Origin of the sequence: Paraburkholderia sp. GAS82 (assembly GCF_050436285.1) — a bacterium.
Taxonomy (GTDB): Bacteria; Pseudomonadota; Gammaproteobacteria; order Burkholderiales; family Burkholderiaceae; genus Paraburkholderia; species Paraburkholderia phenazinium_B.
In genome coordinates this window covers 1135121-1154257 of sequence record NZ_JBNDLX010000001.1, presented here as the reverse complement: position 1 = coordinate 1154257, position 19137 = coordinate 1135121, and the positions used below count along the sequence as shown (strand labels likewise).

General features: G+C 64.0%; 17 protein-coding genes. 7 read left to right on the top strand and 10 right to left on the bottom strand.

The genetic code is table 11. The features are described from left to right. The first annotated feature begins 137 nt into the window (after window positions 1–137). The 3 genes from P3T17_RS05050 to P3T17_RS05040 all read left to right on the top strand — a co-directional run bounded on the left by P3T17_RS05050 (window position 138) and on the right by P3T17_RS05040 (window position 3651). A complete protein-coding gene (locus P3T17_RS05050) occupies window positions 138–1178 on the top strand; it encodes an aldo/keto reductase (RefSeq protein ID WP_429405079.1) in 1041 nt (346 codons plus the stop codon). Window positions 1179–1558: 380 nt separating this feature from the next. Beyond that, window positions 1559–2374: a creatininase family protein gene (locus P3T17_RS05045; protein WP_074264592.1), complete on the top strand. Its 816-nt coding sequence runs from the start codon at window positions 1559–1561 to the stop codon at window positions 2372–2374. Window positions 2375–2544: 170 nt separating this feature from the next. Continuing rightward, a complete protein-coding gene (locus P3T17_RS05040) occupies window positions 2545–3651 on the top strand; it encodes a hypothetical protein (protein ID WP_429405520.1) in 1107 nt (368 codons plus the stop codon). 73 nt (window positions 3652–3724) lie between these two features. Here the strand turns inward: P3T17_RS05040 and P3T17_RS05035 are convergent, their stop codons facing one another. The 10 genes from P3T17_RS05035 to P3T17_RS04990 form a co-directional block, all read right to left on the bottom strand. Beyond that, window positions 3725–4018: a hypothetical protein gene (locus P3T17_RS05035; RefSeq protein ID WP_074264590.1), complete on the bottom strand. Its 294-nt coding sequence runs from the start codon at window positions 4016–4018 to the stop codon at window positions 3725–3727. 81 nt (window positions 4019–4099) lie between these two features. After that, complete coding sequence (locus tag P3T17_RS05030) at window positions 4100–4567, bottom strand: hotdog family protein (RefSeq protein WP_074264589.1); 468 nt, start codon at window positions 4565–4567, stop codon at window positions 4100–4102. 8 nt (window positions 4568–4575) lie between these two features. Further along, entirely contained in the window at window positions 4576–5418 is an 843-nt protein-coding gene (locus P3T17_RS05025; protein ID WP_429405518.1) for a beta-ketoacyl synthase chain length factor, read from the bottom strand. Next, the gene (locus P3T17_RS05020) at window positions 5418–6683 is read right to left on the bottom strand and encodes a beta-ketoacyl-[acyl-carrier-protein] synthase family protein (RefSeq protein ID WP_429405077.1); all 1266 of its coding nucleotides are present in this window, start codon (window positions 6681–6683) and stop codon (window positions 5418–5420) included. Before P3T17_RS05020 ends, P3T17_RS05025 begins: the two co-directional genes overlap by 1 nt. 126 nt (window positions 6684–6809) lie before the next feature. Continuing rightward, window positions 6810–7682: a polysaccharide deacetylase family protein gene (locus P3T17_RS05015; protein WP_429405075.1), complete on the bottom strand. Its 873-nt coding sequence runs from the start codon at window positions 7680–7682 to the stop codon at window positions 6810–6812. After that, the gene (locus P3T17_RS05010) at window positions 7679–10240 is read right to left on the bottom strand and encodes an MMPL family transporter (RefSeq protein ID WP_429405073.1); all 2562 of its coding nucleotides are present in this window, start codon (window positions 10238–10240) and stop codon (window positions 7679–7681) included. The genes P3T17_RS05015 and P3T17_RS05010 overlap by 4 nt, the downstream gene beginning before the upstream one ends. Further along, window positions 10240–10878, bottom strand: coding sequence for an outer membrane lipoprotein carrier protein LolA (locus P3T17_RS05005; RefSeq protein WP_429405071.1), 639 nt, complete (start codon window positions 10876–10878; stop codon window positions 10240–10242). Before P3T17_RS05005 ends, P3T17_RS05010 begins: the two co-directional genes overlap by 1 nt. 3 nt (window positions 10879–10881) lie before the next feature. After that, entirely contained in the window at window positions 10882–12015 is a 1134-nt protein-coding gene (locus P3T17_RS05000; protein ID WP_429405069.1) for an acyl-CoA synthetase, read from the bottom strand. Further along, on the bottom strand, window positions 12012–13997 hold the full coding sequence (locus tag P3T17_RS04995; protein WP_429405067.1) for an AMP-binding protein: 1986 nt from the start codon (window positions 13995–13997) through the stop codon (window positions 12012–12014). The genes P3T17_RS05000 and P3T17_RS04995 overlap by 4 nt, the downstream gene beginning before the upstream one ends. 70 nt (window positions 13998–14067) lie before the next feature. Continuing rightward, the gene (locus P3T17_RS04990; protein WP_429405066.1) at window positions 14068–14724 is read right to left on the bottom strand and encodes a hypothetical protein; all 657 of its coding nucleotides are present in this window, start codon (window positions 14722–14724) and stop codon (window positions 14068–14070) included. A 586-nt stretch (window positions 14725–15310) separates the two neighbouring features. On the opposite strand from P3T17_RS04990, the gene P3T17_RS04985 reads away from it, so the two are divergent. From P3T17_RS04985 to P3T17_RS04970, 4 genes are all read left to right on the top strand, one after another. Further along, complete coding sequence (locus P3T17_RS04985) at window positions 15311–15571, top strand: phosphopantetheine-binding protein (RefSeq protein ID WP_074264581.1); 261 nt, start codon at window positions 15311–15313, stop codon at window positions 15569–15571. 23 nt (window positions 15572–15594) lie between these two features. Then, a complete protein-coding gene (locus P3T17_RS04980; protein ID WP_074264580.1) occupies window positions 15595–16392 on the top strand; it encodes a glycosyltransferase family 2 protein in 798 nt (265 codons plus the stop codon). Window positions 16393–16545: 153 nt separating this feature from the next. Next, the gene (locus P3T17_RS04975) at window positions 16546–17571 is read left to right on the top strand and encodes a substrate-binding domain-containing protein (protein WP_429405063.1); all 1026 of its coding nucleotides are present in this window, start codon (window positions 16546–16548) and stop codon (window positions 17569–17571) included. A gap of 366 nt (window positions 17572–17937) precedes the next feature. Beyond that, a complete protein-coding gene (locus tag P3T17_RS04970) occupies window positions 17938–19125 on the top strand; it encodes a porin (protein ID WP_074264578.1) in 1188 nt (395 codons plus the stop codon). Window positions 19126–19137 lie beyond the last annotated feature (12 nt).

Here is a 19137-nt window from a genome sequence, read left to right as displayed (position 1 = left end):
ACGCGATCCGGCGGACGCGCGTAGACTCGAGCCCTGTTGTTGCAGGATGGAAAATGCGTGGCCATCGGGCGGCGCATCAGCAGCACATGAGCAGTAAGCGAGCAGCAAATGCGAAGCAACCTTACGGAGATTATTCGATGGAACAGAGATATTTGGGCGCGTCCGGCTTCAAGGTTCCGGTGCTCAGCTTCGGCACGGGAACATTTGGCGGCAAGGGCGAATTCTTCGAGGCGTGGGGCGCAACCGATGTCGCCGAAGCGCGCCGTCTGATCGATATCTGTCTCGACGCGGGCGTGACGATGTTCGACAGCGCCGACATCTATTCGAAAGGCTCGTCCGAAGCCGTGCTCGGCGAAGCGATCAAGGGCAAGCGCGACAAGGTCATCATCTCGACCAAGGCCACCTTCCGTTTCGACGATGGGCCCAACAGTGTCGGCTCGTCGCGTTTTCACCTGATCCAGTCTGTCGACGCAGCATTGAAGCGTCTGCAGACCGACTATATCGACCTGTTCCAGCTACATGGCTTCGATGCCAAAACACCAGTCGTGGAAGTGCTGTCGACGCTCGACGATCTCGTGCGGGCAGGCAAGATCCGCTACACCGGCGTGTCGAATTTTTCCGGCTGGCATCTGATGAAGTCGCAAGACGTGGCCGACCGTTATGGCTATCCGCGTTACGTCGCGAATCAGGCGTATTACTCGCTGGTAGGACGCGACTACGAATGGGAGTTGATGCCGCTCGGACTCGACCAGGGCCTGGGCGCGGTGGTGTGGAGTCCGCTCGGCTGGGGGCGTCTGACCGGCAAGCTGAAACGCGGTCAACCGTTGCCGGAAAAGAGCCGCCTGCATAAAACCGCTGACATGGGTCCGCCGGTGCCGGACGAATATCTGTTCCGCGTGCTCGACGCGATCGACGAAGTGGCGGCCGAAACCGGCAAGACCGTGCCGCAGATTGCGCTGAACTGGCTGTTGCAACGTCCCACGGTTTCGACGGTGCTGATCGGTGCGCGTAACGAAGATCAGTTGCGGCAGAATCTCGGCGCCGTCGGCTGGAATCTGACGGCCGAACAGATGGCGAAGCTCGATGCCGCCAGCGCAGTGCGTCCCGTGTATCCGTACTGGCATCAGGAAGGCTTCGCGGAACGCAATCCGTCGCCGGTGTCAGGTGGAGCGTCGTAACCTGTAGTTGATGGCGGGTGGCCGGCCTTCAGTTCGTGGCGAGATGCCACGGGCTGAAGGCCGATGCTGTTATCCCTTCAGCATTTCAATCATGGTCACCATCAGCGTGAACATGCCGATGCAACCACCTAGCGTCACCGCGCCCTGCATGAAGTGCGACATATTTGAGGTCTCCTCGTGCTTAACGAAGGCCTCAATTTAACCTTAATTGAAAGAATAAAGAAAGCAAAAAGAAAGGTTTGGTGGAATTGAAACACCAGGGATAACCCTTGAACAAGGTCCTGTTTCGAGAACCACCCGTTTCGGTAAATGCCTCTCGGCCTGCACGAGCGACGGATATACTCACAAGCGTCGTCAATCTTCCGGGACAGGGCCGCCTCATGCGCTTCTCACCGCAGCGAACGCTCGCCGCGATCGTGTTGCTGATCGCCACCCAGACCGCTCTCGCGCAAGCGCCGAAAACCGTGTTCCTCGAAAACCTCACGTGGACAGAGGTACGCGACGAGGTGGCGGCAGGCAAGACAACCATCATCATTCCCATCGGCGGCACCGAGCAAAGTGGACCCGACGTCGCGCTCGGCAAACACAACGCGCGCGTCGCGGTGCTGTCGCAACGCATCGCGCAGGGACTCGGCAATGCGCTCGTCGCGCCTATCGTGGCTTATGTGCCGGAGGGTGGTTATGCGCCGCCCACTTCGCACATGCGCTTTCCGGGCACCATCACGATTCCGGACGACGTCTTCGAAAAGATGCTCGAATCCGCCGCCAACAGCTTCGCTGTGCATGGCTTTAAAAACATCGTGTTTCTCGGCGACCACGGCGGTTATCAGAACGATCTCAAGCACGTCGTCGCGCAGTTGAACAAGTCGTGGGCCGGCACCTCGACGCGTGCCTTCGTGCCGCCGGAGTACTACGGCACAAGTTCGGACGGCTTCAACGCGATTCTGCGCGAGCATGGCTTTCACGACGACGAGATCGGCACCCATGCGGGACTCGCAGACGTGTCGCTGCTGCTCGCGGTGGCGCCGCAAATGGTCCGGCTCGATAAGCTGCGCAGCGGCCCGAAGCCAGGGGCCGCCGATGGCGTGTACGGCGGCGATCCGCGTCGCGCGACCGCCGAGCTCGGTCAGCAGGGCATCGACGCAATCGTGTCGCGCACTGTGGAAGCAATCAGGAAAGATACGGCGGGGCACTGAGGTGCGTGCGTTGTGCATGGCATTGTCTGTCGCCTCGTCCTCGTTGTCCGCGTTGTCCTTGCGTTGCCCTTATATGCCGCTCGTTCATGGAGTTCATCGCTATGGCTTACCGTTCCGGTCGCTGGATGCAGCTCGTGTCGCTGGTTGGGGTGGTCCTGTCGGGACTATGGATGACTAGCCTCGCGGCGTCGGCAGCGCCCGCCGTCACGACCGTGGCGGGTATGCCGCCGGTGATCAACGCGGGCAACCTGTACAGCGAGGCGGGCGTCAATCGCATGAGCGCCGCCGTGACCGGCGCGCTGCCACGCGTCTATGTGCCCAACCTGCGCTCGAACGATGTCTACGTGATCGATCCGGCCACCTTCAAGGTGGTCGACAGATTTCCAGTCGGCCGTAGTCCGCAGCACGTGGTGCCCTCGTGGGATCTGCAGACGCTGTGGGTCGCCAATAACGCCGAGGGCCGGCTCGATGGCAGCCTCACGCCGATCGATCCGAAAACCGGCAAGCCGGGCAAGGAGGACATGGTCGACGATCCCTACAACATGTACTTCACGCCGGACGGCAAGGAAGCAATCGTAGTGGCCGAGGCGCGCGCCCGCCTCGACTTCCGCGACGCTCACACGATGGCGCTCAAGTCGAGCCTCGAAGTGCCGGAGTGCAAGGGCATCAACCACGCGGACTTTTCGATCGACGGCAAATACGCGCTCTTTACCTGCGAATTCGGCGGCAAGCTGGCGAAAATCGACATGGTGAACCGCAAGGTGCTGGGCTATCTGCAGCTCGACGCCAAGGGCATGCCGCAGGACATCCGTATCTCGCCGGACGGCAAGGTGTTCTACGTGGCGGACATGATGGCCGATGGCGTGTTCGTGGTCGACGGCGATAGTTTTACCAAGGTCGGCTTCATCCATACCGGTATCGGAACGCATGGGCTGTATCCGAGCCGCGACGGCACGAAGCTGTACATCTCGAACCGCGGCTCGAACCGTGTGCATGGGCCCAGACATGGCCCGGGCAGCATTTCGGTGCTCGACTTTGCCACGCGCAAGGTGCTGGTCACGTGGCCGATTCCCGGTGGCGGCAGTCCCGACATGGGCAACGTCAGCGCGGACGGCAAGACGCTATGGCTGTCGGGCCGCTTCGACGATGTGGTGTACGCGATCGACACGACCTCGGGCACCATGCATCTGATTCCGGTCGGCATGGAACCGCATGGCTTGACGGTGTGGCCGCAGCCGGGACGTTACTCGCTAGGTCATACGGGGAACATGCGCTGATGCGGGAGAGGGTAAGGGCGACGAGGGCGCCCGTGCCGATGCCTATGCCTATGCCGAAGTCGACGCAAACCGGTCAGGAGGTCTTCTCTTTTACCCAGTTTTTGGTCTTGTGATACCCGTGGCTCGTCGTGTTCGCGACTGCGTGCCCGGCGGTCTTCGCGCCATGCGCCACTGCGTGTCCCGTTGCCTTCGCCCCGTGCGCAACCGCATGACCGGCATCACGGAACGCGTGTCCGGTTTCCTTTCCAGCGGTCTTCACGTCGCTCTTGAATTGATGTGCGGCATCGGAGACGTCCGCATGGGCCATCGGAGTGAGCGTGGCAAATGTCACTGCTATAAGCGCGGTCAGCGCGCTGAGCTTCTTCATCACACAGGTCCTGAAGTAACGCCGGGGCTCGACGCGAGCCCCGGCCGTTGAAAGACAGATCAAGGGCAAAACAAGGAAACACTAAAGAGCACCGCTTGCATCGAGCATGACGGCGGCGCGGCCTGTCAGCAGCAGGCGCTCGTCACACCGCAATGCGAAGTGGTACAGAATATTATTCTCGTTGCCGCTCAAGCGCTCGGCTTCGACACTCAAGGGGCCATCCAGCGTATCGAGGCGCGCCACCTGCGCATCGACTTCCCGCACGCTGGCGAGAAAACCTGCCCGCGGACGTTGCTGTCCGGCTGCGCCCAGCAGCGCACCATGAACGGCCATTGCCTGGGCAGCGTACTCGATGCCACACACCGCCGCGAGGCGTCCGTGCGCACGCAGCGGATTATGCACGTCAAGATGACTGGTGGCCATACAGCGGATATGGTCGGCGTCCCACTCCGCGACGTGGTCGAGCAGGCACATCGCGCCGCTATGCGGGATCTTCGTGGCAATCCACGCGCGGTCGAGCGGCGGTGAAAGCGGCAGGGTTGAAGTCATGGCGTTATCTACTCGCTAGAACCGTTCGGCACAGTGATATCGAGTTGAAGCTGTACGTCCTGCAGATAATCGAGTACCACGCTCGCTGGGCGCTGTTTCGCCAACGCTTCGAGCAAGGGCAGGGCGCGGGCGGCGGGGTTGCTGCGGCGCATCTGTTCGAACTCCGGCACGGCAAGCACGCTGGCGGGCGTGTCGGTGAGCCGTGCGTCGATGCGCGCGAGCGCGCTTGCATTCGTGCCTGCGGCTGTGCGCACATCCGCACCTTGCACCGGCGAGAGCAGCAGCGCCACGCCGAAAGCGTCGGGGACCGGCCGGACGTCGCGCATCGGTGCCGGGTACTCGGTGTCGAAGACGATCAGCAGCGTGGGCACCCCATCGACCGCCACCTGGCAAAGACTCTCGAGGAGGCCCGCGGCGAAACTGCCGTCGTACGCGCACAGCACGTTGGACGGCGCCATCGCCCGTGTCGCGATGCTCCAGTAGCCGGCCGGCGCGTTATGGACCGAGTTGTGGAAACGGGTGGGCGAGAGCTTGCGGTCGTCGCTCGCGAGCGTCTCGCAGATTGCATGGCAGTTCTGACCATCGCCGCCCGATGCCGAAAACACCGTGGCAAGCGAGGCGGCATCACGGCCGCTTGCCGCCACCGCTTCATGGCCCACCGCGAGGGCGAGTTTAACGCTGGTGCCGGTGCGGCGCCGCTCGGCGGAGGGCAGGCTGGCCGGTGCCGGCACTACCGTGCGCGCAGCCTCGTAAGGCGCGCGGCCGGCAAGGACGGCCTGGGCTTCGACCCAGCTGGCAAGGCCCGGACCTATCAAACCGACGCTTTCAATGACAGCGCTCAAGGGAATCATCACGCTGCCCTCCCGTTGTTTCCGCTAGTCCCGTCAGATGCTTGATCCGCATGGCTGAACCCGCGGGTGAACAGCAGGCTGCAATTGGTGCCGCCAAAGCCGAATGAATTGCTGAGCACACTACGCAGGCTGGCCGGCCGGCTCGTCAGCAGATAGTTGAGACCCAGCGCTGGATCGGCCTCGCTCGTGTTGATGCCGGCGGGCAGCCACTGCTCGCGCAACGTCAGTGCGGCGATGACGGCTTCCAGCGCTCCCGCCGCGCCGAGCGTATGGCCGGTCGCCCCCTTGGTGGAACTGCAGGGCGTACCGTCGAACAGCGCGTTGACCGCGAGGCTTTCCGCGGCATCGTTGCTGGGCGTCGCCGTGCCGTGCAGGTTGATGTAGTCGATTCCGGCCGCAGCGATCCCGCTACTCGCCAGGGCTTGCTCCATCGCAAGGCGTGCGCCGAGTCCCTCGGGATGCGGCGACGACATATGGTACGCATCGCTCGATTCGCCGATGCCGGCGAGCAGGATCGCATCGTCGGCAAGCGGAGCGCTTGCGCTGTCGTCTCCATCCGGCACGCGCTCGAGCAGCGCAAACGCCGCGGCCTCGCCGATCGAGATGCCGCTGCGATGAGTATCGAAAGGCTTGCAGGGACCATTCGAAAGCAGCTCGAGCGAGTTGAAGCCGTACAGCGTGGTGAGACACAGCGAATCGACGCCGCCCACCACGGCCGCATCGATCAGCCCAGCGGCGAGCATGCGGCGCGCCGAGCCGAACACTTTGGCGCCCGACGAGCATGCCGACGAAACGACCAGCGCCGGACCCTTCAGCGCAAAATAAGTGCGCACGAAGCTGGCGGACGAATAGGGATTGTGCGTCTCGGCATAGTGAAACCCGGCGGGCAGGGCACCGCTTTGCGGATCGCGCTGCCGGTACGCGAGTTCGGTCTCGAGGATGCCAGCCGTGCTGGTGCCGATAAACACGCCGACACGCTCTGCGCCATAACGCTGCGCTGCCGCCGCGACAGCCTGCGCAAAGCCGTCTTGCGTGAGGCCGAGTTGCGCGAGCCGGTTGTTGCGGCAGTCGAAGTCGCGCAGGTCGGCGCGCACCGGCTCGTCATTGACGCCTTCGACCTCGCCGATCCAGGTGTCGAGCGTCGCGCGCTCGAAGCGGCACGGTGCGAGCCCGCCGCGTTGCTCGCGTAGCGCGGCGAGCGTGGCGTCGAGGCCGCGTCCGGCACAACTCGTGGCGGTGAAATGCGTGAGCAGGAGAGGTTTCACGACGGTTCGGTCCTGTTACGGTTCGATGGAACGGCCCGGGCGGATTGTGCCAACCCAGGGCCGGCCGATGACGCCGAAGTCCTTGCGTCAATGGTAGCAAACGGCAGGCTCGTGCTATCCGGCATCTCAGGCATCTTCAGCTCCCGGTGCGATTGCGGCGCGCAGCGTTGTGCAACGCAACTGCGCAGCCGCGGCGGCTCCGAGCACGCGAGGCAATACGTCAAGCACCACCGGTTGATTGTGTGCATCGCGAGCCGGATTGCCGTCGTGCACAAGCAGGATGTCGCGCGGCGCGAGCCCGCGCAGCAGCCGCTGCGCCACCACCTCGGCGTCGCGCGTGCGGGTATCGAAGCCGCGCCGGGTCCAGCTCGCCAGATGCAGCCCGAGCCCACACAGCACCGGTTCGAGGAACGGATTGCGCAATCCGGCTGGTGCCCGGAAGAAGAGGGGCCGCGTCCCGGTAATGTCGGTCAACGTCTGTTGCGCCGCCGCGATTTCGCGCGCCAGGGCACGCGGTCCCGTCACCGAAAAGTTATGACGATGCCGCTGACTGTGATTCTCCACGGCATGGCCGCGGGCCACGATCGCTTCGACGCAGTGCGGATAGCGGCGCGCCATATCGCCGATGCAGAAGAACGTCGCGCGGGCGTCGTAACGGTCGAGCAGGTCGAGGATGCGCGGCGTGACCTCGGGATTGGGTCCGTCGTCGATGGTCAGCGCGATCTGTCTGCCGGCGCTTTCGGGCAGCGCAGTCCAGTTCAGGCCCAGCAGGGTGCTGCGCGGCCACAAACCAGCGGCTACCAGCGCCAGATGCGAGGTGACGAGACTCCCCATCGCCCAAGGCCAGAGCGCCGGCTGTGCCAGGAACGCTGCCGCAGCGCCGACATGCAGCGCGGCCGAGCCGGTGACAAAAGGCGACGGCTTCCAGCGTCGCGCGACGCCAGGCGCTGCATACGAGGTGCGCGAGGGCGATGACGTGCGTGGTGTCGTCGAATTCATACGCGCTCTCCAGTACGGCGTGCGGCCGCTTCGAGTGGCTCGACTGTTTCTGCTGTTTCGGTCGCGTCACCCCGCGTGATGGCCGGTGCGAGAATCGCCGAGAACAAAAGGGCGAGGATTGCGCCCGGACCCACGGTCAAACCGAACGCCTTGAGCAGGGGCACACGGGCGAGCACCAGCAGTCCGAAGCCCGCCACGGTCGCGAGATTGGCAATCAGCAGTGAAACCAGAGTTTGCGGGGCAATACTTAGGCCCCCTGTCGAACCACGGTTGGGCTTGTTGAAAAAGAGCGCATAGTTCGAGCCCACGGCGACGATCAGCAACATCCCGATCAGATGCAGGATAGTCAGTTGCTCGCCCGCCAGCGCGAGGCCCGCGCTAACCACCAGCACGGCGGCGATGAGCGGCGCGAGCGTGCGGACCACCGCCTGCGGCGAGCGCAGCGCGATCAGCAGCAGCACGACGATCGCGCCGAGCCCGGCGAGCGACAGATGAATATCCTCGCGCACGTAGTTGATGTAGAGGCGATCGGCCTCTGCCTTCATGTCGACGAAGAGCGCGTCCGGCACCTGGGCGCGTGCGACCGCGGCGCCGATCGTGGCGGCGTCGAGGCTCGGTTCGTCGGGGGCGGCGGCATGCCCCGCGTTCTGCACGCTATCCGGTGCGCGCAGCGACAGCATCGCGCTCCAGCGGCCTGCGCGTTCGGTCAGGAGAGCGTCGACGGCGAGCGCCATCGAAGTGCCACGCAGATCCGCGCGCTGCAGCAACGGCTGCTGACGGGCCGCCTGGACATCGGCAATAAACGGTGCGAACGCCTCCGGCTTGACGCTGATAGCCTGATTGGCGACGGCCTCGCGCATCCGTGCCGTCAACTCATCCGCGGACGGCAGGCTGGCGAGACGCGCGCGCTGCGCGGCAACGCTTGGCAGATACAGCGCCGGACTCTCGTAGCCCGCCAGCACGCCCTTGTCCACGAGTGGCTGCAATTGTGCGGACACCTTCTCGGCGCCTTCCAGCACCGCTTCCTGGCTCGCACCCGAGATCACCACCAGAAAACGCACGTCGGGCGCGCCGACATCGGCCCGCAGGCTTTCGTCGAGCGCCTGGCTTTGTGCCGACACCGGGCTCAACGCGGACAGTTCGTGACTCCAGACATGCTGGCGATGAAAAGCCAGCGTTGCGACCGACGCCACCAGCAACGCGACCAGCAGCCAGCGCAGACGAGGTGCGGCGGCGGTCAGCGTGGCGAGTCTTGCGCCGAGCGGGGCGACGTCGCGAATCGCGAAACGCGCGCCGCGCAGATGCGGCAGGACGAAACGGGTGACGAGCGCTGCCACTACCAGGCCCGCGACCGAATACGCGCCCAGTTGCACGAGGCCCGGGAAGCCTGAAAACAGCATTGAAGCGAACCCGCAGACCGACGTCAGCATGCCGAGGCGGATGGTTGGCCAGTAGACGGCAATCCAGTTGCGCAGCGTCGCATCTTCGCGCAAGGATGCAGAAACAGCAGCAGACAAGGCACCATGAGCCTGCGCGCGCGAAGACTGCACGAACAGATAGATCGAATAATCGACCGCCTCACCGATCAGCGTGGTGCCGAAGCCGAGCGTAATGCCGTGCACCGTGCCGAACGCGAGGCTGACTGCGGCGAGCCCTGCCGCCACGCCCGACAGTACCGGCAGCAGACCAAGCAGGAGCGTGAGGGGCGAGCGGTACACCACCAGCAGCAACGCTACGATCAGCAGGAGGCTAACCACGGAGAGGCGGGCAACGTCATGCTTGATGTTGTCGCGCGTCTCGACGGAAAACACGCCCGGCCCGGTCATTACCAGGCGGAACGCGGACGGATTCGGGACGCTTCGCTTCGCGGCATCGAAAGCCTGTTGCAGCGTGGCCATGGCGCGGGCCTGAGCGTCGGTGTCGGAGCCGGCTCCGGTGGTCTGCACGACCATGACCGCACGCTTGCCGTCGCGCGAGGCCCACACGCCTTCCTGCGACCTCGGTTGCGCGCCGCTATCGAGCCGGTTGACGAGCGCGGCAACTTCGCCGGTCGGATCGTGCGGCAGCAGCTCCTTGGTGAACATGCCCGCGGATGAGCCAAGCAGATCGAGACTGTCACCGAGCGCCTGATGCAGGCCGTCTGCGGAGAAACGCTGCGGCGTCACCGCAGGGCCCAGCACATAGCGATGCTGGAAGATGAACTGCTGGTCGCGCGTCTCGCTGACGGGTTCGCCGTTGTTTACCGAGGCAAACTGCGTGTCGCCGCGCAAGCTGGCGGCCATGTTGCGCGAGAGCGCCGCGCGGGTCGCAGGATCGCCACCTTCGATACCCACCAGAATCAGCCGCGACACCAGGCCGTCGCGCAACTGGTCGACCAGCACGCGCTGGCCGGCGCTCGGCGAGCGCGGCAGGAAAGCGGACAGGTCGGCGGTGAACGTCGTACGGCTGATCACCACCGCGCAGGCCAGCAAAAACACGAGCCATATCAGAACGGCGCGTTGTCGCAGCAGCCGCCCCATGCCACCTGGTGATGTACCGCCGACAGACTGCTCGCGCATCAGTTGGCCGCGTCGTTTTGCAGGCGCATCAGCGAATGATCGCCGTCGGCCTGCTGGATCGCGACGGTATGCAGAACGTCGCGCGTACCCGTCAGCGTAATGGTGCTGATCGTCTTCAGCATGCGGGAATCGAGCGGGGTGAGCGTGAGCGTCCAGTCGTCGCCGGTTCCCGTGACCGCCACCTTATACACCTGCTCGAGCGCGAAACGGTTGCCCGATAAAGTCGCGCGAATGCTTTCGATGAAAGCCGACAGATCCGGGTACTGCGTCAGCGCGAGCGTGTACTTGTGGCCGTTGCGGGCAATCGTCAGCTTGTCGCCGTCGACCACGAGGTCTTCCGGCTTCGGGTTGTCCGTGCGCTTTTCCAGATGGTCCGGTGCCGTGAACGTCAGTTCGCCTGAGGATGTCACGGGCTCGCTGGCGATCGACAGATACTTCGTTTCGACGAAGCTCGCGCGCCCGGATTTTTTCTGTCCCAGTGTGGACATCAGACGGTCGAGGTTCCAGCTCGTGGTGTCGGTGCTGGCCGCGTTGGCGGCGCCGGCGGCACAGCAGGCGCTGGCAAGCGTCAGTAGCGCGGCAAGCGCGCGAAGCCGGCAGTGCAGGGAAACACGGGGCAGTGGGCGGGCTGCAGTCATGCGTCAGGTATTCCTGCTCGTGGTGGTGATCGTCGTATTGATCGCGGTGAGATCGGCGCTGGACGCCAACGGTGTCGCGAGCCTCCGGCTCGCCTGCCGGGCGACGGGTTCGGCCGTGGCTTCACCGCGTGGCTGAGTTTGCACCGTGGCCGCCACTTCGGGCGCGGTCTCGACCTCGACCCTCGTCGCAGCAACGGTCTGCGGTCCACTCGCGGCTGCGCCGTCGGGAATCGGCTCGGCGTGCCAGAAATCGAAGAAGTTGAACCAGTTGTACGGCGCAGCGCGGCAATGTTTTTCGAGCAATGCCGCGTAGCGCGTCAAGGCGGCCTGCACCTCGGCGCCGCGTTTGCCGCGCTCTACCCTGGAAAAATCCGCCAGCGTTTCGAAGTGAATATCGTAGCGGTTGCCGCCGCGATACAGTCCGGTCATAAAGATGACCGGGCGTTTGAGCATGGCCGCCATATGCAGCGGTCCGAGCGGAAACGCCGCGGGCGCGCCGAGAAAATCGACCCAGCGCATTGAATCGCGGGCGTCACCCAGTATGGTGCGGTCGGCGAGAATGCCGATCATGCTGCCGGTGTCGAGATGCTCACGAACCTTGAGCATCGAATCCACCTGTCCCAGGCCGATCACGGCCTGCTTCGCCGCCGGGTTGATGGACGCAAGGATCTTGTTAGTCCGGCGCGCGTTGTCCTCATACATCGTGATGGCGACCCGCAGATTCGGCTGGGTACGCCCGAGCGCCCGCATGACTTCGAAACTGCCCAGATGCGCACCCATCAGGAACGCGCCGCGTCCTTCGGCCAGCGTGTCGCGCATGACTTCTCTGCCGTGCACGCGCAGGTCGAACAGGTCGAAGCGGTCGTTGAGCAGATAGATGCGGTCGTGGATGGTCGCACCGAACACGATCAGGTGCCGCCAGACGTCGAGCCAGGTCGCCGGCCGTCCGAGGGCACGCGTCAGATAAGCACGCGACGCTTTGCATGCGGCCGGGGAAAACAGCATGAAATAGGCGCTGGCGGGCGAGAGCACGATACGGCTTACGCGCCGGCCGAGGCGTAGCGACAGCCACGTCATGAAGCGCATCAGCGGGATGTTGCTGCGCTCCTTGCGTTGGGTCCAGGCGGGGCGTTTCATGAGCACACCGCCTCGGTTGCTGGAGCTACTGGCGTGGCCGGGGCGGCTGGCTCCGTGCCAGCCAGCAGGCCGCTCGCCACGACGCGGGTTGCGGCGTTGATGGTGAAGCGGATGGCACCGCTCGCCGTGATCCCGAAGCTCAGATCGAGCGGCGTGCCCGGTGTAGCCGGACCTGGAAATTTGGCGGAACGCAGGCGGCAGGCATCGAGCGACCGGTTCAGCGCGGTGCCGATGGCGCTGATGGCGTGGTCGAGCAACACCACGCCGGGGACGATCGGTTGGCCGGGAAAGTGTCCGGCGAGGGCAGGGTGGTCGGGGGCGATGGTGAAGCGAATCGTTGAGGTGGCGGCACTCGCGCCGGCGGCCGGGCTTGCGGACGACGCAGCGGCTGCCGGTTGCGCGTGCCGTGCGTGTGGTGCCTTCCGGGCCTGTTGCATCCCTTGCATCTGTTGCGTCGATTGGGCCTGTTGAGCCTGTTGAGCCACTAGCGCCGTCAGCACATCACGCGGCAACTTGCCCGTTGCGTTGCGCGGCAGCGCATCCACGAAGTACAGCGGGCGCGGCATGAATGCGGCGTCGATGCGTTCGCGCAGCGCACGCTGGAGACCGGCGGGCGTAAGGCCGGGCGCAACCACAAACGCCGTCAGACGCGTCACCTGCTCGCTGCGCCCTGCGCCGGTGATGCCCGAAGTGCCCGCGGTGTCGGCGGTGTCCGCAATCGCAGCGGCAGGTTCGTCCGGCATGAAGAACACACCATCGACCACGCCAGGTATTTCGTTTAACTGATGATTCAGATAACCCAGCGAGGTCCGCTTTCCGGCGATATTGATGAGATCGCCCTTACGGCCATGCAGCAGAAAACGGCCGGCATCGAGCAGTTCGATTGCGTCGCCCAGCGGTAACGGCGCTTCGAGGTGGCCGCCGGACGCCCAGACCGTAGCGTCGCCGTCTCGTGGCTCACCCTCACTTTCTCCGCTCGTACCTTGAGCATCGCCGCTGCGCCGCGTCTCCAGGCTGATACCCGGATAGAGATCCCAGGCGGCTCCCTGCGCGGTACGGCGCGTTGCGATCTGGCCGCTTTCGGTGCTGCCATAAATCTCAAGCAACGGTGCGCCGATGCGAGCCTCGGCGGTGCGCGCGAGTTCCTGCGTGAGCGGCGCAGTCGCGGACAACATCAGCGAGACCGGCGGCAGTGCCTGGTCGGACAGCATCAACGCGCGCAGGTGAACCGGCGAAGTGACCAGCACCCGCGGCTGCGGGACGGCAGCGAGTTCGGCGGCGACATCGCCCGGATAGAACGGCTGGCGGTTACTGAACGCAAAGCCGCCGATCAACGCCAGCAGCACGGTGGTCTCGAAACCGTACATGTGCTGCGGCGGCACCGTGCCGACCAGCGTGCAGGCACCCATCCCGAACAGGCCGAGACGGTCCGCCGAGGTGCGCAGGCACTGCACCAGGTTACCCCATGTTTTGCCATGCGGGACCGGCGCGCCGGTCGAACCGGAGGTGAACAGATAAGCCATGACACGCGTCGCGTCGATTTGCGGCACGACGGTTTCTGCGGCAGCGGGGAAGAGGGGCGCGGAGTCCGCTAAACCAGCAGAGGAATCCTTGCTGGAAGACCCACAGGACTGCGCAGCAATACCTGCCAACGGAAACCGGAAGCGCGGCAACTCCACGGCGCAGTCGGCGGCGTCGTGCAGGCAAAAAGTATCGGGAGCAAACGACGCCAGCTGGCGCACCGCTTCCGGCGTATGCGCGGAAGGCAGCAGGCTGATCTTGCCCGCTACCAGGGCCGCGCAAAGGCCGACCGCGAAACGATAGCGGTCCGTGCACATGTTGAACACATGGCCACCGGCCGGCAGTGCCTTCGCGAGGGCCGCCACGTCGGCGAGAAACTCGCGTACGGAGACCGGCGTGCCGTCGCGCCAGGCAATCGTCTGTGCAGACGACGAGTGGAACAACAAAGGAAAGCTCGGCATAACGTCAGTCAGGGCAGTTACCGTGGCTCCGCGCTACGCCATTCAAGGCTGCGCGGAGGTTGAACCGGATTCATTGTGCGCGTCCGGCCCGGCCGTGCATCGTATGCCGGTAGGCGCGCGCCGTGGCGACCATGCTGGGACGCTGCACATCCGGCAACGCGACGCGCCGCCATGCATGTTCCGCGACGAACATCGCGGCCACCAGCGGCAGCGTCATGTAGTTGGCGAAGGTTGACCACACAACCACCGGCGCCGCAACGAACAGCAGTGTCGAGAGGGCCGCGATGCCCAGAAAGAACGCGGTCCACGCAACCGTGATCCGGCGGGTGTAATGAGCAATGGCCGGCGTCAGCTTGCCATGCACCAGCGCGGCAAACTGGCTGCACAGGGGGCGTTGGCCGGCCGCGAGCGTGCGCCCGAATGCGAACGCCATGATAAGGGTGACGGCGAGGTGCTCAAAATAAGCGCCCCATTCGAAGTGACGCACGAGCGGCGCGCGCGCAAACCACAACGCCACGCAGCCGCAGACCCAGCCCGGCAGCATCCAGGCACGCTGCGCCGAGCGGGCCGCGGCGGCCAACGTCAGCAACAGAAGCGGTGCGAGGACGACGGCCAGACCGAAGCCCTGCGCGCCCGGCGTGCTAGCCGCGTAGTGCGTGCCGAGCTCGCATGCCGCGATCACGCCGACCGTCGCCGCGCCGCTCACGATACGCTTTAGCTGAGCCACGACGACCTCCCTCGACGAGCCGCCGGCGCGCTCGCCCCGCGATACCAGTCAGGAATAAGGACAATGTGCTGCATAAGTAGGGGTATTTTTAAAGCCAGTTCGTCCGCTGTCTTGCACGACGCCTGGCCGGTTCTTTCATCACATGAATGGTTGCCGTTTGTCCTCGGCATACCCGTCATCACGCATTTTTCATTCCCGCAGGAGACCTCTTAAAGACCCGCCCGGGCACACGGGGTTCGCACCCGCTTTTGTAACTGTTTGTTTGACCCCGGCCGCGCACGCGGCGGGCGCAATTCTAGCGTACCGTCCGTCCCGGGCGAGGTCCGCGACGGGTTTTGCCTTTCATGGCCTTACAAAAGACGCATGCCGGCCCAAAACTTCATGTAACCCTTTGCCCGTATACGACCGGGGATGGCTTCGTCTAGAATCGCCCCACACTTTACAAACTCGAAGACAGCGGGCAGATCGCCGCTGCGACGGGGTTAGAGGGCCTGCCCATGCGCCAGCCAGGAGGAGCGGCGCAGGGACCCGATACGGGCCGTTCTGCACCCCTTCCACTGGCGTTGATCTCCGGCACACCAAGGCAATGAATAAACTGGAAGAAGAGCTGGCCGCGATGATCGTCGGCGAACTGAATCTCGAAGACGTGCAACTCGACACGGTGACGGCCGACACTCCGCTATACGGCGAAGGGTTCGGACTCGACTCGATCGATATCCTCGAAATCGCGTTGCTGATTTCGAAGAAGTACGGCTTCGAACTGCGTTCGGACAACCCGGACAACGAGAAAATCTTCGCGACGCTCGGCGCGCTCGCTGCGTACGTGGCGACCCATCGCATCCGCTAGCCGCACTCAACCTGCTGTTTGCCATGCGCACACTCCGTCCATCGTCGACCCACGTGGTCATGATTCCGAGCTATAACCCCGGCGAAAAGGTCTATGAGACCGTGCGCAGTGCGCGCGAGAACTGGAACCCTGTCTGGGTGATCGTCGACGGCAGCACGGACGACAGTGCCCAACGGTTGCAGGCGATGGCCGAACACGACGAGGGCTTGCGCGTAATCGTGCTGCCGCACAATCAGGGCAAAGGGGCGGCCGTGCTGACCGGACTTGCACAAGCGTCCAGCCTCGGTTTCACGCACGTTCTCACGATGGATTCCGATGGCCAGCACCCCGCCTATCTGATCGCGAGTTTCATGGCCACCTCGCAGGCACACCCCGGCGCCATGGTGCTGGGCTTGCCGAAGTTCGATTCGAAAGCGCCCTGGTTGCGCGTATATTGGCGGCGTCTGTCCAACGCCTGCGCCAACCTCGAAACCCTGTGGTCAGGCATCGGCGATTCGCTCTACGGTTTTCGCGTGTACCCGGTCGAGCCATTGCGCGAGGTGATGAGCCGCCATGTGTGGATGCGGCGCTTCGACTTCGATCCGGAAGCGGCGGTGCGTCTGTGCTGGGAAGGCGTGCGGCCCATCAGGATCGAAGCGCCGGTGCGCTATTTCCGCGCCGACGAAGGTGGCGTATCGCATTTCAACTACCTGCGCGACAACCTGCTGCTGTCGTGGATGCATCTGCGGCTCTTCTGCGGCTTCCTGTTGCGCTTGCCGGTGCTGGTGCCGCAGCGGCTCAAACAGCGCCTCGACCAGCGTCTCGAGCAGCGCAGCAGTTAGCTGTGCAATCGATCTCCCAATCGACCGTGCCGTTGTCCCTGCGTTGACCTTCCGGCTTGTGCGGATCAGCCAGCACGTTTTCAGCGCCGCGTCCCCGTAGTACCATCCGGCACGGATATCACCGTCGTTACACCCTGCCGCGAGGAAGCCCGCGTGTCCCAGTTCGAGCGTCTGACCATTGACGACATCGCCCGTCTGGCGAACGTGTCCCGCACCACCGCGAGCATGGTGCTGAACGGCTATGCCGAGCGCTATCGCATCTCGGCGGCCACCGTCGAGCGCGTGCTTCAGGTCGCCAAAGAGCACAATTTCACGCCGTCGAAGTCGGCGCGCGCGCTGCGCTCGCGCCGCAGCAACACGATCGGCCTCGTAATTCCCGACCTCACCAACTCCGTGCACTCCGCGCTGGCCCAGGCGATGGAATGGCGATGCCGCGAGCAATACAGCTATCAGCTGGTCGTGGTGACCAGCGACGAAGATCCGGTCCGCGAAACCGAAGGGATTGCGCACCTGGTTTCGCATCAGGTGGACGGGCTCGTGGTCGTGCCGTGCACCGCCGATCCGGAGCGCTACCAGAAGTGGGTAAAGCGCCTGCCGCTCGTGTTCGCCGATCGCCGGGTGGAGCAGAGCGAAATTCCCTATGTGGTCACCGATGCAACCGAAATCGTCGCCACGCTGGTGGGCGACGCGCTGAAGCAGGGCGCGAGCGAAGTGGTGTACTTCGGCGGCCAGGCGGAACTCTCGGCAAGCTGCGACCGGCTCGCCGGGTACCGTCAGGCGCTAGCGGCGCACGGCCTGAGCGAGCAGCCCGACTGGGTTCACCAGCGCGACTTCCAGCGCGAATCCGGCCGCGCGCTGATGCAGGACTGGTTCAAGACGCACGGGCGCTATCCGCAGGCGCTGTTCGCCGGCTCGATTACCCTGCTCGAGGGCGCGCTGTCGTTCATGAGCGAGGCGCACAAGCTGGCGCAGGCGCCGGGCCGGCTGATGTCGTTCGACGATCATCCGCTGCTCGACTGCCTGCCGCTTGCCATCGACGCCATCGTCCAGGACAGCCGGCAACTCGCCGAACACAGCTTGCGCTGCGTGTTTTCGATGCTGGAAGGCAATGCACATCCCGATTCGCTAAAGGTCCCCGCGCATATTCATTACCGGCGTTCGCAGAATGCGGCGGAGTGAGTTTTAAAGCCTGAAAATGGGTTCATAAAAATAACTCACGAACATGCGTTGAGAAATGGATTAAGCAGCTAATTGCGGAGTCATTTTAAAATCACCTGAACATTTCAGCCCGCTTTCTTGCCTGAATATGAAAGAATGAACCGGATAACGGGCCATCTATTGCAATCCCGTTAACGATGAATCAATACCCTCCTTTGCATCAAATGAGTATTTCTCCTCCAGCAATAGTCCGGGAAATCCTTACAGGCAAAGGCTTTCAGCCATTGTAGACTTTTTACGACAGAAATTTTTTTCAGTGTCCCGGAAGAGTCCGGCGCGTTATTGTCCTTTTCGCAATAACCAATCGTTCATCTGCACGGAGAAATGATGAAAAGAATAACGCTGTCCACGCTCTCTCTCGCACTGCTGGGCGCTGCTGGTGCGGCCCATGCACAAAGCAGCGTAACCCTTTACGGCACGATCGATACCGCCGTTACTTTCATCCATAACGCCAATGCGGCTGGCCAGAACCAATGGTCGGTCGGCAACGCCAGCAATGGCGACCTGTCCGGCACCCGTTGGGGCCTGAAGGGTTCCGAAGATCTGGGCGGCGGTCTGAAGGCGATTTTCCAGTTGGAAAACGGCTTTAACCCGAGCACGGGCGGCCTCGCACAGGGCGGCCGCGAGTTTGGCCGTCAGGCATTCGTCGGTTTGAGCGCAGACCAGTACGGCACGTTCACGCTGGGTCGCCAGTACGATCCGCTCGTCGACCTCGTACAAGGCATCACGGCTGACAACTATTTCGGCAGCACCTTCGCGACTGCGGGTGACGTCGACAACTACGACAACAGCTCGCGTACCAGCAACGCGATCAAGTACGTGTCGCCGGTGTTCTCGGGCTTCCAGGTCGAAGGCATGTATGCGCTGGGCGGCGTGGCCGGACAGACGGGTTCGGGACAGACCTGGTCGGCAGCAGCGTCGTATAGCAACGGGCCGATTTCGGTGGCCGCCGGTTACTTCGTTGCCGACAATGAAACGACCGACGGTCTCGTGCGCGCCTCGACGGCCACCGGCTCGGGCTGGGCCAGCACGTCTGACGGCACCTTTGACGGTTCGCTGATCAACCTCGGCCTGCAGAGCGCCAAGTCGATCAATATCGCGCGCGTTGCGGCGCAGTATGTGGCCGGTCCGTTCACGTTCGGCGCGGGCTACAGCAATGCGCAGTACAAGGCGGATGGGCAGTCGGCATTTGCCTCGACGGAGAAGTTCAACACCGGACAAGGCTTCCTCGACTACCAGTTGACCCCGGCGATGCTGCTGGGCGTGGGCTACAGCTACACGAAGTCGAGCGGCGAGACGGGCGCGACGTACCACCAGGTTTCGGTGGGCGCGGACTACAACCTGTCGAAGCGCACCGATGTGTATCTGGTGGGCGCATGGCAGCACGCCAGCGGCGATACGCTTGATGCAGCAGGTACGGGTATCGTGGCTGCGCAGGCTTCCGTGGGCTCGTATGGCTACGGCGGTACCAACACTCAGGAACTGGTCAGCCTCGGTCTGCGCCACAAGTTCTGAGCGGGGCGCGCG

What these genes read in the sequence shown, in the direction of transcription:
- P3T17_RS05015 (WP_429405075.1), bottom strand. Translation starts at nt 7,682, where the DNA reads ATGAATTCGACGACACCACGCACGTCATCGCCCTCGCGCACCTCGTAT.
- P3T17_RS04985 (WP_074264581.1), top strand. Translation starts at nt 15,311, where the DNA reads ATGAATAAACTGGAAGAAGAGCTGGCCGCGATGATCGTCGGCGAACTG.
- P3T17_RS04995 (WP_429405067.1), bottom strand. Translation starts at nt 13,997, where the DNA reads ATGCCGAGCTTTCCTTTGTTGTTCCACTCGTCGTCTGCACAGACGATT.
- P3T17_RS05025 (WP_429405518.1), bottom strand. Translation starts at nt 5,418, where the DNA reads ATGATTCCCTTGAGCGCTGTCATTGAAAGCGTCGGTTTGATAGGTCCG.
- P3T17_RS05050 (WP_429405079.1), top strand. Translation starts at nt 138, where the DNA reads ATGGAACAGAGATATTTGGGCGCGTCCGGCTTCAAGGTTCCGGTGCTC.
- P3T17_RS05045 (WP_074264592.1), top strand. Translation starts at nt 1,559, where the DNA reads ATGCGCTTCTCACCGCAGCGAACGCTCGCCGCGATCGTGTTGCTGATC.
- P3T17_RS04970 (WP_074264578.1), top strand. Translation starts at nt 17,938, where the DNA reads ATGAAAAGAATAACGCTGTCCACGCTCTCTCTCGCACTGCTGGGCGCT.
- P3T17_RS05035 (WP_074264590.1), bottom strand. Translation starts at nt 4,018, where the DNA reads ATGAAGAAGCTCAGCGCGCTGACCGCGCTTATAGCAGTGACATTTGCC.
- P3T17_RS05000 (WP_429405069.1), bottom strand. Translation starts at nt 12,015, where the DNA reads ATGAAACGCCCCGCCTGGACCCAACGCAAGGAGCGCAGCAACATCCCG.
- P3T17_RS05030 (WP_074264589.1), bottom strand. Translation starts at nt 4,567, where the DNA reads ATGACTTCAACCCTGCCGCTTTCACCGCCGCTCGACCGCGCGTGGATT.
- P3T17_RS05040 (WP_429405520.1), top strand. Translation starts at nt 2,545, where the DNA reads ATGACTAGCCTCGCGGCGTCGGCAGCGCCCGCCGTCACGACCGTGGCG.
- P3T17_RS04980 (WP_074264580.1), top strand. Translation starts at nt 15,595, where the DNA reads ATGCGCACACTCCGTCCATCGTCGACCCACGTGGTCATGATTCCGAGC.
- P3T17_RS05005 (WP_429405071.1), bottom strand. Translation starts at nt 10,878, where the DNA reads ATGACTGCAGCCCGCCCACTGCCCCGTGTTTCCCTGCACTGCCGGCTT.
- P3T17_RS05010 (WP_429405073.1), bottom strand. Translation starts at nt 10,240, where the DNA reads ATGCGCGAGCAGTCTGTCGGCGGTACATCACCAGGTGGCATGGGGCGG.